Raw genomic sequence first — 14,842 nt, 5'->3', positions numbered from 1 at the left:
CCGGGGTGTCGACTCACGCGACCCGCGTCCACGCGGCATTCGGATGATCGCGTCTCCACTCCTGTCGATCACCGTTCTCGACCACCGCATCAGCGAGCCAGATCGTCGAATCCGGTTCCCATCCCGCGATGACGCTCGCGTACTCGTCGTCGACGGTGATGGCTCGTGTGGCGCCGGCGAGGTAGCCGAGGGTGGTCAGGTGCACGGCCTCCCACTCGTGGGCGACGCGGCCCCAGTCGGGTACGAGCCAGCGCCCGTCGCGCCCCGTCGTGCGGAACCAGTCGTGCCGGCGCGAGGCCGTCACCTCGACGGGGTACCGCCGGCAGAGCGCCGCCCAGTCCGCGGCGCCGCGGATCTCGAGCGTGCGCCCCGATCCCACGACCGGGACCACCGTCGCGACCTCCTCGCCGAGGGAGTCCTCGACGAGGTCGAGCGCCGCGTCGACGCTCCCTCGCGTCGACAGCAGCCGCACGGGCACCGACCACCACTCGCCCGACAGGCGGGCCGTCGGATCGCTCGGCCACTCCTCACGCGCGCTCTCCTCCAGAGCGCGCATGCCGGCGTCCCACGCCGCGAGCGCGCTGGCGGCGTCGTGGGCGAGAGGCCCGGTCGCCTCGGGCCGCCGCCACTGCACGGCCCATTGCTCTTCGTTCCGCTCGCGGTTCCACCGGCCCCCCGCGTGGCGGAGGAGGTCGCGGGCGAGCGGGCTCAGCGCTCCGATGACGCGTGGATCGGAGCAGAGCCCGTCGAGGGTGTCGGGCTCCTGCCAGTACCGCGCGACATCGACCGTCGCGCGCAGCGCGGCCGCGAGGGCGACGTCGTCGAGCGGAGCCGCGGATGCCGCGGCCAGCACGTCGGCGATGTCGCCCACGCCGGGGTCGGGGATCGGTGCCGGCTCCCCATCGTCGAACGCGATGACCGTGGACCGCTCGTCCCGATGGTGGAAGGCGTAGGAGCTCACGAGGTCGGCGAGCCGCGGATCGCGACACGCGTACTCGAGACACAGCCGTCGTCCCCTCGGTCCGTCGAGGAGCATCTCGCTCACGCCCGCGACCACCCGTACCGCTTCTGCAGGGCTGCCGCGACGGCGTCGAAGCGCTTCCGGTCGAGGGCGGCCGCCTCGCGCCGCATGCCCGCGTCGTGTACGAGGTACACCTGCTCCACGTCGACCCACGACGGTCGGCGCTGCGGGTCCCACTCCCCCGTGCCGAGCGACAGGTACTGGCGGTCGCCGTCGTGCGGCTTGCTCGTCAGGCGCACGGCGTAGGACCGGGTGGCATCCGCTCTGCCGAGGACGAGCACGGGGCGGTCTTTTCCGCGGCCGTCCCGCTCCTCGTAGGGCACCCACGTCCAGATGATCTCTCCCCCGTCGGGTGCGTCGTCGCGCTCCGGGGCGTACGACAGCGTCAGGCGCCGCGGAGGATCGATCCCGACGGTCTCGGTGCCTGCGGGCGCGGTCGAGGCGGTGGCGGGCCGTGAGGGGCTCGCTGGGCGCCGTGTAGGGGCCGTGGCCGGGCGCGGGGGGCGGGCGGGGGTGGCGGGCGCGGATCCGGACCGGAAGAGGCCGAGCAGCGCCGACAGCACGCGAGAAGTCGTTCCCATGGGCCCACCCTAGACACGCGGAACGGGGCGCCGCCGACGAATCGGTGGCGCCCCGCTCGGGGTGAAGCGGACTCAGCCGCGCACGTCGGAGAGCACGTAGCCCTCTTCTCCGTGGACGACGGTGTCGATACCGGCGATCTCGTCCTCGTTCTTCACGCGGAAGCCGATCGTCTTCTCGATCGCGAAGCCGATGACGAAGGCGAGCACGAACGAGTACACGAGCACCGCGAGGGCCGCGATCGCCTGGACGATCAGCTGGTTGAACGAACCGCTGTTGATGAGGCCCGTGCCCGTGGCGAAGATGCCCAGGTACAGGGTTCCGATCAGACCGCCGACGAGGTGGATGCCGACCACGTCGAGCGAGTCGTCGAAGCCGAGCTTGAACTTGAGCTCGATGGCCAGGGCGCAGACCGCACCGGCGAGCAGACCCAGGACGATGGCCCAGAACGGCGTGAGGGCGGCACAGGCGGGCGTGATGGCGACCAGACCCGCGACGGCACCGGAGGCGGCGCCGACCGAGGTGGGCTTGCCGTCCTTGATCTTCTCGACGATCAGCCAGGCCAGGAGAGCTGCGGCCGGGGCGGCGATGGTGTTGACGAAGGCCAGCGCGGCGGTGCCGTCGGCGGCGAGCTCGGAGCCGGCGTTGAAGCCGAACCAACCGAACCACAGCAGACCGGCGCCCAGCAGCACGAACGGCGGGTTGTGGGGGACGTGGGCGCCCTTCTGGAAGCCGACGCGCTTGCCGAGCACCAGAGCGAGGGCCAGGGCGGCGGCACCGGCGTTGATGTGCACAGCGGTTCCACCGGCGAAGTCGATCGCGCCGACGCCGAAGACGTCCTGCAGACCGTGCGTGATCCAGCCGCCGTACGAGAACGACGCGTCGTCGGCGAGGCCGAAGTTGAACACCCAGCTGGCGACCGGGAAGTACACCACGGTGGCCCAAATGCCGGCGAAGATCATCCACGCGCCGAACTTGGCGCGGTCGGCGATGGCACCCGAGACCAGGGCGACGGTGATGATGGCGAAGGTGGCCTGGAACGCGACGAAGGCGAGCGGCGGGTAGGCCGCGCCCTCGGGCGTCTCGAGGACGCCGGCGAGGCTGAAGTTGCTGGGGTCGATCGCCCACGGGAACTGGGTGGTGCCCTCAGCCGTGGTCGGGAACGCGATCGAGTAGCCGTAGAGCACCCAGAGGACCCCCATGAGGCCCATGGCGCCGAAGCTCATCATCATCATGCTGATGACGCTCTTGGCCTTGACCAGGCCGCCGTAGAAGAACGCGAGTCCTGGCGTCATGAGCAGCACGAGTGCCGCTGCTATCAGGATGAATGCGGTGTTGCCTTGATCCATCTCGGAGGAAACCTCTCTGCAGGGACGCAGGTAAAGCGTCGGGTCCCCTCAGTGTTCCCAGTCGCGGTTACCACCGCCGTCCGCCCCGTGTTTCGCGAAGGTTACAGGCGCGGCCCTCCGGTAAACATCGCGTTTCGCGCCGATGGGAGGCGCTGATGAACCGGGTTCAGGAGTGCGTCAGCGCGACCAGGCGCGACACCGCGCGGAGGTACTTCTTCCGGTATCCCCCGGCGAGCATCTCGTCGCCGAACACCGAGTTGAGCGCGACCCCCGTGGCGCGGATCGGGATCTGGGCGTCGTAGGCGCGGTCGACGAAGGCCACCAGGCGAAGGGCGGCCGACTGGTCGTGCAGCACCTCGACATCGCGCAGACCGATGACGTCGACGCCGTCGATCAGGCGGATGAAGCGCGACGGGTGCACCCGAGCCAGGTGCCCGACGAGGTCGGTGAACGCGTCGTCGGAGGCCACCGAGCCGGAGGCCGCGGCATCCAGCGCTGTCCGGTACTCGTCGCCGGAGAGCACTTTCGCCTCACCGTCGATGGCGCGCTGGCGGAAGTCGGTGCCGTCGATGCGGATCGTGCGGAAGCTGTCGGACATCGACTGGATCTCGCGCAGGAAGTCCTGCGCCGCGAAGCGACCTTCGCCCAACGCGTTCGGCGGGGTGTTCGAGGTCGCGGCGAGTCGGGTTCCGGATGCGACCAGCTCGCCGAGGAGCCGCGTCATGACCATCGTGTCGCCCGGGTCGTCGAGCTCGAACTCGTCGATGCACAGCAGGTCGGAACCGCGGAACAGCTCCACGGCCTTCGCGTAGCCGAGCACGCCCACGAGGGCGGTGTACTCGATGAAGGAGCCGAAGTACTTCCGGCGGGCGGGCATCGCGTGGTAGATCGACGCGAGGAGGTGCGTCTTGCCGACGCCGAACCCGCCGTCGAGGTAGACCCCGGGCTTGATGGGCGGCGTCTTCTCGGCGCGGCGGAAGAACCCGCCCTTCTTGGCCGGGGCCGAGTGCTTGCCCGCGAAGGCCTGAAGCAGCTCCTTGGCCTCCTGCTGCGAGGGGTACGCGTCGTCCGCTCGGTACGACTCAAACGTCGCCCCGTCGAACTGCGGCGGCGGCACCAGTGCACTCACCATCTCGGCGCCCGTGACCGCGGGCTCGCGATCGGTGAGGTGGATGAGGCCGGTCGTCGCGGGCGTAGAGGTCATGGCCGTCCTGTGTCGCAGTCTTACGGGAGGGGTGCGTGCCCCCTGCCGCGGATCTAGGGTCGATGGTGCGGTGTCCACCCTATGCCGCCGTTCCTGCCGCCCCGACAAGAGGAGTTCTCCGTGACCGTCGAGATCGACACCACCTCCCCCAAATTCGCCGAGTACTCCGAGCCCGGCCGACTCGTCACCGGTGAATGGCTGCAGGAGCGTCTCGGGGCGCCGGGGCTCGTCGTGGTGGAGTCCGACGAGGACGTGCTGCTGTACGAGACGGGTCACATCCCCGGGGCGGTGAAGGTCGACTGGCACACCGAGCTCAACGACCCCGTCGTGCGCGACTACGTCGACGGCGAGGGCTTCGCGAAGCTGCTGAGCGGCAAGGGCATCTCCCGCGACGACACCGTCGTGATCTACGGCGACAAGAACAACTGGTGGGCCGCGTACGCCCTCTGGGTGTTCTCGCTGTTCGGCCATGAGGACGTGCGGCTGCTGGACGGCGGCCGCGACAAGTGGATCGCCGAGGGACGCCCCCTCACCACCGAAAAGACCGTCGTCGAGCCCACCGACTACCCGGTCGTCGAGCGCGACGACTCCCTGCTGCGTGCCTACAAGGACGACGTGCTCGCCCACCTCGGCAACCCCCTCATCGATGTGCGCTCCCCCGAGGAGTACTCCGGCGAGCGCACCACGGCCCCCGCCTACCCCGAGGAGGGCGCGCTGCGCGCCGGTCACATCCCGAGCGCGCAGAGCGTGCCGTGGGGCAAGGCGGTCGCCGAGGACGGCGGCTTCAAGTCGCGTGCCGAACTGGATGCCATCTACCGCGACGGTGCGGGCCTGGCCGACGGCGACAAGATCGTGGCGTACTGCCGCATCGGCGAGCGCTCGAGCCACACCTGGTTCGTGCTCAAGCACCTGCTCGGCTTCGACGACGTGCGCAACTACGACGGCTCGTGGACCGAGTGGGGCAGCGCCGTGCGCGTGCCGATCGTCGCCGGCGCCGAGCCGGGTGAGGTCCCGGGTCGCTGAGCCCGGCCGCGGTGGGCGTGGGAGGATGACGGTGATGTCCGAAATCGCCCTCCCCGCCCGCCTCGCCGAGATCCGCGAGGAGTTCCTCGAGCTCGACGAGCCCGACCGCCTGCAGCTGCTGCTGGAGTTCTCCCAGGAGCTGCCCGAGGTGCCCGCGGAGTACGCGGATCACCCGGAGCTCGCTGAACGGGTGGCGGAATGCCAGTCGCCGGTGTTCATCATCGTCACCGTCGACGATGACGACCGCGTCGCGATGCACGCGACGGCGCCCGCCGAGGCGCCGACCACGCGCGGGTTCGCCAGCATCCTCGCGCAGGGGCTGACCGGGTTGAGCGCCGACGAGATGCTCGCCGTGCCCGATGACTTCCCGCAGAGCATCGGTCTCACCCGCGCCGTGAGCCCGCTCCGCATCGCCGGCATGACCGGCATGCTCATGCGTGCCAAGCGCCAGGTGCGCGCCAAGCGCGCCGCCTGAAGCGCTCCCCCCTCGGGGTCGAGCCGATCTCGGTGGTCCCGCCGGGTTCCGGCATCCGGGATCAGCTCTCTCGGGAAAGACCTTGTTCGCGCAGCCATCGCGCGATGGCGTCGGACCAGCGCGTCTCGTCGAAGTTCCACAGTTTGGTGTGGCGGGCGGTCGTGAACGCCTCCATCGTGACGAGGTCGGGCCGGGCCGTCGCGAGCGCGTGCGAGGCGTCCGACGGGACGAAGCCGTCGTCGTCGCTGTGGAGGATGAGCAGGGGATGCCGAAGGCTCCGCGCGCGGGCGACCACGTCGAGCCGATCGAGGGGAATGGGTTCGTCAGCGCCCAGCATCGCCGCGCCCCAGCCGGAGCGGATCGTGGTCTGGGCCAGCACGATGACCGGCGCGGGCAGACGCATCATGCGTCCCTGGAACGCGAGGACCGTGCGCCAGTCCACGACGGGCGAGTCGAGCACGAGACCGGCGATCACGTCGCCGTGCGGTGACTCGAGGGCCGCCTGCAGGGCGAGCGCACCGCCCATCGACCATCCCATGAGGATGACGCGGCGCGCCCCCTGCCGTCGGGCGTACCCGATCGCGGCATCCAGGTCGCGCCACTCGGTCGCGCCGAGGCCGTAGGTGCCCGAGGGGCTCGTCGGGGCGTCGCCGTCGTTGCGATACGACACGACGAGGCTCGTGATGCCGAGCGCGTGGAAGACCGGGACGGCGCGGAGGGTCTCGGCGCGGGTGGTGCCGCGACCGTGCACCTGGATCACCCAGACGTCGGTGGGGTCGGAGGCGGGGAACTCCCATGCGGGGCACGGGCCCACTGCGGTCTCGATGTCGACATCGTGGAACGGCAGATGCAGCTGCCCGGGCTGGTCGTAGTACCAGCCGCTGAATGCGGCCTCGGCAGCGAGATCGCTGTCGGCGGCGACGTGGGTGAGCAGCTTGCGGGTGACGCTCGTCTCTTCGCTGCCGACGATGGCGCCGAGGCGCAGGTACTCGGCCGAACCTACGGTGAAGAGTCCGTATCGGCCGGGCAGCGCGGTGTCGGGCGTTCGCGCCAGGGTGATGGTCTGCGCGGCGGCGTCCAGGCGCAGGATGCGGGTGTCGGGGCGACGGCCGGCCGGGCGCACGACGGTGCGGGCGACGCGCAGCGAGACGGCGCTGAGTGCGCCCACCGAGGCGGCCAGGGCGAGACCCAGGGAGGAGAGGGCGATGCGGAAACCGGTGATGCGGCGCCGCGATGCGCGGGGACCCGCGGCGCGCCTGGGAGCGTTCATCGAGGCCTCACTCTAGTCTGCTGCCGTGAGTGACCATCGCCCGGCGGAGGCCGCCGGACCGTTCGCGCGTGCCGCCGAGGAGGTGCGTGCCACGACGTTCCGTGACGACCTCGTCGTGCGGGAGATCCCCTCCCCGGCGGGTCTGGCGCCCTTCTCGCTCGCCCTCGCCGGTGATGTGCGCCCCGAGGAGCACGCCACCGACTCGCCCTTCGGCACCGGTCGCTTCATCCTCCTGCACGACCCCGAGGAGCCCGAGCCCTGGGGAGGGGCGTGGCGCATCGTCTGCTTCGCGCAGGCGCCGCTCGAGCCGGAGATCGGGGTCGACCCTCTGTTGGCCGACGTCGCCTGGTCGTGGCTCATCGACGCGCTGGACTCGCGCGGAGCCGACCGTCATTCCGAGTCGGGCACCGCCACCAAGACCCTCTCGACCGGGTTCGGCGCTCTCGCCGCCCAGGGTGAGGGGTCGCAGATCGAACTTCGCGCGTCATGGTCGCCGCGCGGTCCCTTCCGCCCGCACCTCGAGGCGTGGGCGGAGCTCGTGTGCATGCTCGCCGGCCTCCCCCCGGGGTCGGAGGGCGTTGCCGTGTTCGGAGCCCGGAGGCCCACGCGTGGTTGAGTACATCGTCATCGAGGATGCTGCGGGCTTCCTTGCCGCGTGCGAGGCGCTGGCCGCCGGAACGGGGCCGGTCGCGGTCGACGTCGAGCGGGCCTCGGGCTTCCGCTATTCGCAGCGCGCCTATCTCATCCAGGTGTTCCGCCGGGATGCCGGCGTGTTCCTCTTCGATCCCACGACGATCGACGACTTCTCCCCCCTGCAGGACGCGATCGGCGAGGCGGAGTGGGTCTTCCACGCGGCCAGCCAGGATCTGCCGTCGCTGCGCGAGCGCGGTCTCGAGCCGCCGGTGATCTTCGACACCGAGCTCGGTTCGCGCCTGCTCGGCCACGAGCGGGTGGGTCTCGGCGCCGTCGTCGAGCAGACCCTCGGCATCACGCTCGCCAAGGCGCACTCTGCCGCGGACTGGTCGACGCGCCCCTTGCCGGCATCCTGGCTCGAGTACGCCGGTCTCGACGTCGAGCACCTCATCGACGTGCGGGACGTGCTCGTCGCCGAGCTGGCGGAGCAGGGGAAGACGGAATTCGCGCGGCAGGAGTTCCAGGCCGTGCTCGATCGCGAGCCCAAGCCTCCGCGCGATGACCCGTGGCGCCGGTTGAGCGGCCTGCACACCGTGCGGGGGCGCCGCTCCCTCGCGATCGCCCGGGCGCTGTGGCAGGCGCGCGAGGATTTCGCCCGCGAGCAGGACGTCGCTCCCGGTCGACTCGTGCCCGATCGCGCCCTGGTGGCGGCCGTCCTCGCGGATCCCTCGAGCAAGCAGGCGCTCGCGGCGGTCAAGGAGTTCAACGGTCGGGCGAGCCGTACGCAGCTGGACCGCTGGTGGAACGCCATCGTGGCGGGACGCGAGACCACGGACCTCCCCGCCGACCGAGTGCCCAGCGACACCCTTCCGCCGCCGCGCGCGTGGGCCGACCGCAACCCCGAGGCCGACCGTCGCCTTAAGGCCGCGCGTCCCGCGGTCGAGGCGCGGGCGGAGGAGCTGCGGATGCCGACCGAGAACCTGCTCACCCCCGAGTCGCTGCGCCGTCTGGCATGGGCGCCCCCGGCCGACCTCACGGTCGAGAACGTCGGGGCCGCTCTCGCGGATCTCGGCGCACGCCCGTGGCAGATTGACCAGACTGCACAGGTGATCGTCGATAGCTTTGTAGCTTCCCTCAAACCGGCCGACGAGGCCCCTGGCACGGATTCGTAGGTTCGGACAACCGATTCGGCGCGGTCGAGTGCTCTTCCTAGGCTGGGGTCATCCCAAACTATGGAGGCAGAGTGGCCGAGATGACGGACGTCTTCTTCGTCGACGGAATGCGCACCCCCTTCGGGCGCGCCGGCGAGAAGGGCATGTACTGGAACACCCGCGCCGACGACCTGGTCGTCAAAGCGATCATCGGGTTGATGGAGCGCAACGCCGACGTGCCGAAGGACCGGATCGACGACGTGGCGATCGCCGCGACGTCGCAGACCGGTGACCAGGGGCTGACCCTCGGGCGCACGGCGGCGATCCTCGCGGGTCTGCCCATGACCGTGCCGGGGCTGGCGATCGAGCGCATGTGCGCCGGCGCCATGACGAGCGTGACGACCATGGGCGCCTCGATCGGCGTCGGCATGTACGACCTCGCCCTCGCGGGCGGTGTCGAGCACATGGGACGCCACCCCATCGGCGGCAACGTCGACCCCAACCCCCGCTTCGTGACCGAGAAGCTCGTCGACCCGGGCGCCCTCAACATGGGCGTAACGGCCGAGCGCATCCACGACCGCTTCCCGCACCTGACCAAGGAGCGTGCCGACCGCTTCGGCGCCGCGAGTCAGCACAAGGTCCAGGCGGCATACGAGGCCGGGAAGATCCAGCCCGATCTCGTGCCGGTGGCGGTGAAGGATGCCGACGGTGCCTGGGGCCTCGCGACCGAGGACGAGGGGCGGCGTCCCGAGACCACGGTCGAGGGTCTCGCGACGCTGAAGACACCGTTCCGCCCCCACGGTCGGGTGACCGCCGGCACGTCGTCGCCGCTGACCGACGGGGCGACCATCAGCCTCCTCGCCGGCGCCGACGCGGTGAAGGAGTTCGGTCTCGCGCCCAAGATGCGCATGGTGTCGTTCGCGTTCGCGGGCGTCGAGCCCGAGATCATGGGCATCGGTCCGATCCCCTCGACCGAGAAGGCGCTGAAGAAGGCCGGACTCACGATCGACGACATCGGGCTCTTCGAGCTGAACGAGGCGTTCGCGATCCAGGTGATCTCGCTGCTCGATCACTTCGGCATCGCCGACGACGACCCGCGCGTGAACCCGTGGGGCGGCGCGATCGCTGTCGGGCACCCGCTCGCGGCATCCGGAGTCCGCCTCATGATCCAGCTCGCGGCGCAGTTCGCCGAGCGACCCGACGTGCGCTACGGCCTCACCGCGATGTGCGTGGGCCTGGGCCAGGGCGGCTCGGTCATCTGGGAGAACCCGTTCTTCGACGGAAAGAAGAAGCGCAAGTGACCGATTACACCTCGATCGACTTCTCGCCTCTCGACGCCTTGACCGGAGACGAGGTCGTGACCCACTCCCCCGTCCGCGACGTGCGTCTGCCCTCGGGCAACGTGCTGGCGCTGATCACGCTCGACAACGGGCGCGACCACACCCGGCCCAACACCCTGGGGCCCGCGACCCTGGCCGAACTCGGGCAGACGCTCGAGACGCTCAAGAGGCGCGCCGCCGCGGGCGAGATCCACGCCGTCGCGATCACCGGCAAGCAGTACATCCTCGCCGCCGGTGCCGACCTGTCCGATGTCGCGAAGCTGCCCTCCACGGAGGTCGCCCGCCTCATCGCGCAGCGCGGACACCAGGTGATCGGCTCGCTGTCGGAGCTGGGCGTGCCCTCGTTCGCGTTCGTCAACGGCCTCGCCCTCGGCGGTGGCCTCGAGATCGCGCTGAACTCGACCTACCGCACGGTCGACTCCTCGGCGGCGGCGATCGCGCTGCCCGAGGTGTTCCTCGGGATCATCCCCGGCTGGGGCGGCGCCTACCTGCTGCCGAACCTCATCGGCATCGAGAATGCGCTCGAGGTCGTCATCTCGAACCCGCTCAAGCAGAACCGGATGCTGAAGCCCCAGCAGGCCTTCGACCTCGGGATCATGGATGCCCTCTTCCCGGCGGCCAGCTACCTCGAGGACTCGCTGCGGTGGGCTGACGGCGTGCTGACCGGCCGCGTCAAGGTCGAGCGCAAGAACGAGCCGGGCAAGCTCGAGCGCCTGACCAAATGGCCCATCGCGATCAAGATGGCCCGCGGAATGCTCGAGTCGAAGATCGGCACCGTGCCCCGCTCCCCCTACGTCGCGCTCGACCTGCTCGACAAGGCGAAGAGCGGTACGAAGGCCGAGGGCTTCGCCCGCGAGGACGAGGCGCTGGCCGAGCTCATCACGGGCGACCAGTTCGCGGCATCCATGTATGCCTTCGACCTCGTCCAGAAGCGCGCGAAGCGTCCGGTCGGGGCCCCCGACAAGGCGCTGGCGAAGAAGGTCACGAAGGTCGGCGTCATCGGCGCGGGTCTCATGGCCTCGCAGTTCGCGCTGCTGTTCGTGCGCAAGCTCCGGGTGCCGGTGATCATCACCGACCTCGACCAGGGACGCGTCGACAAGGGCGTGGCATCCATTCGAGACGAGATCGGCAAGCTCGAGGCCAAGGGGCGCCTCGACGGCGACACCGCCAACCAGCTGCGCGCGCTCGTGCACGGCACGACCGACCGCAGCGAGTTCGCGGACTGCGACTTCGTGATCGAGGCCGTCTTCGAAGAGGTCGGCGTGAAGCAGGAGGTGTTCTCCGCGATCGAGAAGATCGTCGCCGACGACGCCATCCTGGCCACGAACACCTCGTCGCTCTCCGTGGCTGAAATCGGCTCGGTGCTGCAGAACCCGGAGCGTCTCGTGGGCTTCCACTTCTTCAACCCCGTCGCGGTCATGCCGCTCATCGAGGTCGTGAAGACGGATGCCACCTCCGACGCCGCTCTGTCGACGGCGTTCGTCGTGGCGAAGGGCCTCGGTAAGAACGCGGTGCTCACCGCGGACGCGCCCGGCTTCGTCGTGAACCGTCTGCTGGCCAAGGTCATGGGCGAGGCGGCCCGGGCAGTCTACGAGGGAACGCCGATCACGGTCGTCGAGAAGGCGTTCGCACCGCTCGGCCTGCCGATGGGTCCGTTCCAGCTGATCGACCTCGTCGGCTGGAAGGTCGCCGCGCACGTGCAGGACACCATGGCGCACGCGTTCCCCGACCGGTTCTTCTCGTCGGAGAACTTCCACGAGCTCGCCGCTCTCCCCGAGGTCGTCGAGAAGGACAAGGGCGGCCGTGTCACCGGCTGGACCAAGGCCGCGCAGAAGGTGCTCGTCACCGGCAAGACGCCCGTCGCGCCCGAGACGATCCTCGCCCGCGTGCAGGACGGCCTCGCGCAGGAGATCAAGATCATGCTCGACGAGGGCGTGGTCCCCGAGGTGCAGGACATCGACCTGTGCCTCATCCTCGGCGCCGGCTGGCCCTTCATCGACGGTGGGGCCTCGCCCTACCTCGACCGCGAGGGGGCGTCGGAGCGCGCCTTCGGCGACACGTTCCACCACCCGCCCATCCGCGGCATCGGAGGCTGAGACTCTCCCTCGCGACGGCGTCGTCCCCTCGGGGGCGGCGCCGTCGTCGTTCGCGCAAGTCGAGCGCCGTCACCAGAACAGGGTGCGCGACGAGGACAGGGCGATTCCGGCCGTTTCGGCCTGTTCTCGGTGCATCGCCCTGTTTTCGTGACGGCGAGGGTGCGCGAGGCGTGCCCGCGGCATGATCACGAGAACAGGCTGTGCGACGAGGGCAGGCCGTTTGCTGCGATCTCAGCCTGTTCTCGTCGGCTCCCCTGTACTGGTGACGGCGGATCGGCGCCGAACAAGCAGAACGGGCCGGGATATCGGCATCCCGGCCCGTTCGCGCTTGCTCACGCGCCTACGGGCGCGACTTCTCCCACTCCTCGATCGTCGGGATCGAGCCGGTGGGCGTCTGGCGGGCCATGGGGATGCGGGTGCCGAGCACCTGGGCCACCACGTCGTGGGCGATCTTCGACGCCGTGAGACCGGCATCCTCGAGGATCTGCTCGCGCGTGGCGTGATCGATGAATTCATCGGGGATGCCGAGCTCGTCGACCGCCGTGTCGACTCCGGCCTCGCGCAGCACCTGACGGACCCGCGTGCCGACACCGCCCACGCGGATGCCGTCCTCGATGGTGATGACCAGACGGTGCTCCCGCGCCAGGTCGACGATCGAGGGCTGCACGGGGATGGCCCAGCGCGGGTCGATCACGGTGGCGCCGATGCCCTGCGCCTTGAGCCGTTCTGCGACCTCGAGGGCCAGGTGCACCATCGGGCCGATGCCGACCAGGAGGACGTCCTCACCCGAACCGCGACTGAGGACGTCGACTCCGTCATGCAGGCGCTCGATCGCCTCGACGTCGTCGTTGACCTTGCCCTTGGGGTAACGCACGACAGTGGGGGCATCCTCGACCGCGGTGGCCTCGCGAAACACCTCGCGCAGACGGGCGGCGTCGCGCGGGGCCGCGATCCGGATACCGGGAACCAGCTGCAGCATCGCCAGGTCCCAGATGCCGTGATGGCTGGGGCCGTCGGGGCCGGTCACACCGGCGCGGTCCAGGACGAAGGTGACGCCGGCCTTGTGCAGCGCGACATCCATCATCACCTGGTCGAACGCGCGGTTCATGAAGGTGGCGTAGATGGCGACGACGGGGTGCAGCCCGCCGAAGGCGAGGCCGGCGGCGGATGCCACGGCGTGCTGTTCGGCGATGCCGACGTCGTACACCCGCTCGGGGAAGCGCTCGGCGAACTTCTGCAGGCCGGTGGGGCGCAGCATCGCAGCCGTCATCGCGATCACGTCATCGCGTTCGGCGCCGACCGTGACGAGCTCCTCCGCGAAGACATCGGTCCACTGCACCCCGCCACCGGAACCGAGTGCTTCGCCCGTGATCGGATCGATCTTGCCCACCGCGTGGAACTGGTCGGCCTCGTCGCTCATGGCCGGCGCGTAGCCGCTGCCCTTGTCGGTGATGGCGTGGACGATGACGGGGGCACCGTACGACTTCGCCAGTTCGAGCGTCTCGATGAGCGACTCGAAGTCGTGCCCGTCGATCGGGCCGAGGTATTTGATGTCGAGGTTGCTGTAGAGCGCTTCGTTGTTGGTGAAGCGCGAGAGGAAGCCGTGGGTGCCTCCACGGACGCCGCGATAGACGGCGCGGGCCGCCGGGCCCAGTCGGCGGAAGAGCGTGTCGGAGCCGCGGTGCAGGGTGCGGTACGCCTCGTTCGTGCGGACACGGTTGAGGTAGCGCGCCATGCCGCCGATGGTGGGGGCGTACGAGCGTCCGTTGTCATTGACGACGATGACGAGGTTGCGGTCGTTGTCGTCGCTGATGTTGTTCAGCGCCTCCCACGTCATGCCGCCGGTGAGGGCACCGTCGCCCACGACGGCGATGACGTGGCGATCGCGGCGGCCGGTGCGGCTGAACGCCCGGGAGACGCCGTCAGCCCAGCTGAGCGAACTGGAGGCGTGCGATGACTCCACCACGTCGTGCTCGCTCTCGGAGCGCTGGGGGTAGCCGGCGAGTCCACCGCGCGAGCGGAGGTTCTCGAAGTCCTGGCGCCCGGTGAGGATCTTGTGCACATAGGACTGGTGTCCGGTGTCGAAGATGATGGGATCCGCGGGCGAGTCGAACACCTTGTGCAGGGCGATCGTGAGCTCGACGACGCCGAGGTTCGGACCCAGGTGCCCGCCGGTGCGGGCGACGTTCTCGACGAGGAAGGATCGGACCTCGGCGGCGAGCTGACGCAGCTCGTCGGGGTTCAGGCTGTCGAGGTCACGGGGGCCGTGGATGCCGGGTAGGAGAGCCATGTGACTCCTCTCGTGCGGGGCGCGCAGGGGTCTGCGCGTCTGTCGATTCTAGTCTCGGGGGGTGCGGAGGGCCCGGCAACGGCTTGCCGATCGCGCTCCGGTAGTGTCCGCCTTCGCGGGCGCAGGGACGACACCGCGAGAGCCGCGGTGTCGCCCCGCTGGTCAGTCCATCCACCCCCGCAGCGTGGTCTGAAGGCGCCAGATCACGTTGTACAGATTCAGCGGGGCTTCGTCGATGGGCCGCCAGGGCTGACCGACGTGAGCGGCCCACTCCGGGATGCGGCCGCAGCAGAGACGGTGACCCGTCAGGCGGAAGACGGCATTGGCGAATGATCTGCGCACAGAGGTGTCCCTTCGTTCGTCGCCGGCCCCGGGCGGGGCTGGCGTGGGCAGATCGTCATCCGTCGAATC

General features: G+C 70.1%; 13 protein-coding genes. 6 read left to right on the top strand and 7 right to left on the bottom strand.

Annotated features, from left to right (window positions below; all coding sequences use genetic code 11):
* Positions 1-13: 13 nt before the first annotated feature.
* From RWH45_RS15260 to zapE, 4 genes are all read right to left on the bottom strand, one after another.
* Positions 14-1,045, bottom strand: a complete 1,032-nt coding sequence (locus tag RWH45_RS15260; RefSeq protein ID WP_315995722.1) for a hypothetical protein — start codon at positions 1,043-1,045, stop codon at positions 14-16.
* Positions 1,042-1,602 carry a type II toxin-antitoxin system PemK/MazF family toxin gene (locus tag RWH45_RS15255; RefSeq protein WP_315995721.1) on the bottom strand — a complete coding sequence of 187 codons (561 nt, stop codon included), beginning with the start codon at positions 1,600-1,602 and terminating at the stop codon, positions 1,042-1,044. The genes RWH45_RS15260 and RWH45_RS15255 overlap by 4 nt, the downstream gene beginning before the upstream one ends.
* A gap of 72 nt (positions 1,603-1,674) precedes the next feature.
* Positions 1,675-2,949 (bottom strand): ammonium transporter, encoded by a 1,275-nt coding sequence (locus tag RWH45_RS15250; RefSeq protein ID WP_315995720.1) that lies wholly within the window; start codon positions 2,947-2,949, stop codon positions 1,675-1,677.
* A 166-nt stretch (positions 2,950-3,115) separates the two neighbouring features.
* Positions 3,116-4,153 carry a cell division protein ZapE gene (gene zapE / locus RWH45_RS15245; RefSeq protein WP_315995719.1) on the bottom strand — a complete coding sequence of 346 codons (1,038 nt, stop codon included), beginning with the start codon at positions 4,151-4,153 and terminating at the stop codon, positions 3,116-3,118.
* A gap of 120 nt (positions 4,154-4,273) precedes the next feature.
* On the opposite strand from zapE, the gene RWH45_RS15240 reads away from it, so the two are divergent.
* Entirely contained in the window at positions 4,274-5,176 is a 903-nt protein-coding gene (locus RWH45_RS15240; RefSeq protein ID WP_315995718.1) for a sulfurtransferase, read from the top strand.
* A 34-nt stretch (positions 5,177-5,210) separates the two neighbouring features.
* On the top strand, positions 5,211-5,651 hold the full coding sequence (locus tag RWH45_RS15235; RefSeq protein WP_315995717.1) for a SufE family protein: 441 nt from the start codon (positions 5,211-5,213) through the stop codon (positions 5,649-5,651).
* A gap of 61 nt (positions 5,652-5,712) precedes the next feature.
* Here RWH45_RS15235 and RWH45_RS15230 read toward each other — a convergent pair whose 3' ends face one another.
* Entirely contained in the window at positions 5,713-6,921 is a 1,209-nt protein-coding gene (locus RWH45_RS15230) for an alpha/beta hydrolase family protein (protein ID WP_315995716.1), read from the bottom strand.
* Between the two features lie 25 nt (positions 6,922-6,946).
* On the opposite strand from RWH45_RS15230, the gene RWH45_RS15225 reads away from it, so the two are divergent.
* The 4 genes from RWH45_RS15225 to RWH45_RS15210 all read left to right on the top strand — a co-directional run bounded on the left by RWH45_RS15225 (position 6,947) and on the right by RWH45_RS15210 (position 12,141).
* The gene (locus RWH45_RS15225) at positions 6,947-7,537 is read left to right on the top strand and encodes a DUF3000 domain-containing protein (RefSeq protein ID WP_315995715.1); all 591 of its coding nucleotides are present in this window, start codon (positions 6,947-6,949) and stop codon (positions 7,535-7,537) included.
* Complete coding sequence (locus RWH45_RS15220) at positions 7,530-8,726, top strand: ribonuclease D (RefSeq protein WP_315995714.1); 1,197 nt, start codon at positions 7,530-7,532, stop codon at positions 8,724-8,726. Before RWH45_RS15225 ends, RWH45_RS15220 begins: the two co-directional genes overlap by 8 nt.
* A gap of 71 nt (positions 8,727-8,797) precedes the next feature.
* Positions 8,798-10,006, top strand: a complete 1,209-nt coding sequence (locus RWH45_RS15215) for a thiolase family protein (RefSeq protein WP_315995713.1) — start codon at positions 8,798-8,800, stop codon at positions 10,004-10,006.
* Entirely contained in the window at positions 10,003-12,141 is a 2,139-nt protein-coding gene (locus tag RWH45_RS15210) for a 3-hydroxyacyl-CoA dehydrogenase NAD-binding domain-containing protein (RefSeq protein ID WP_315995712.1), read from the top strand. Before RWH45_RS15215 ends, RWH45_RS15210 begins: the two co-directional genes overlap by 4 nt.
* A 340-nt stretch (positions 12,142-12,481) precedes the next feature.
* On the opposite strand, the gene dxs is transcribed toward RWH45_RS15210, so the two are convergent.
* Both dxs and RWH45_RS15200 read right to left on the bottom strand, forming a co-directional pair.
* Complete coding sequence (gene dxs / locus RWH45_RS15205; protein ID WP_315995711.1) at positions 12,482-14,431, bottom strand: 1-deoxy-D-xylulose-5-phosphate synthase; 1,950 nt, start codon at positions 14,429-14,431, stop codon at positions 12,482-12,484.
* Positions 14,432-14,593: 162 nt separating this feature from the next.
* Entirely contained in the window at positions 14,594-14,773 is a 180-nt protein-coding gene (locus RWH45_RS15200) for a hypothetical protein (RefSeq protein ID WP_315995710.1), read from the bottom strand.
* Positions 14,774-14,842: the final 69 nt, after the last annotated feature.

The organism is Microbacterium galbum (assembly GCF_032464915.1).
GTDB lineage: Bacteria > Actinomycetota > Actinomycetes > Actinomycetales > Microbacteriaceae > Microbacterium > Microbacterium galbum.
Note: the sequence above shows the minus strand (reverse complement) of the source record. Positions and strands in the feature narration are given on the sequence as shown.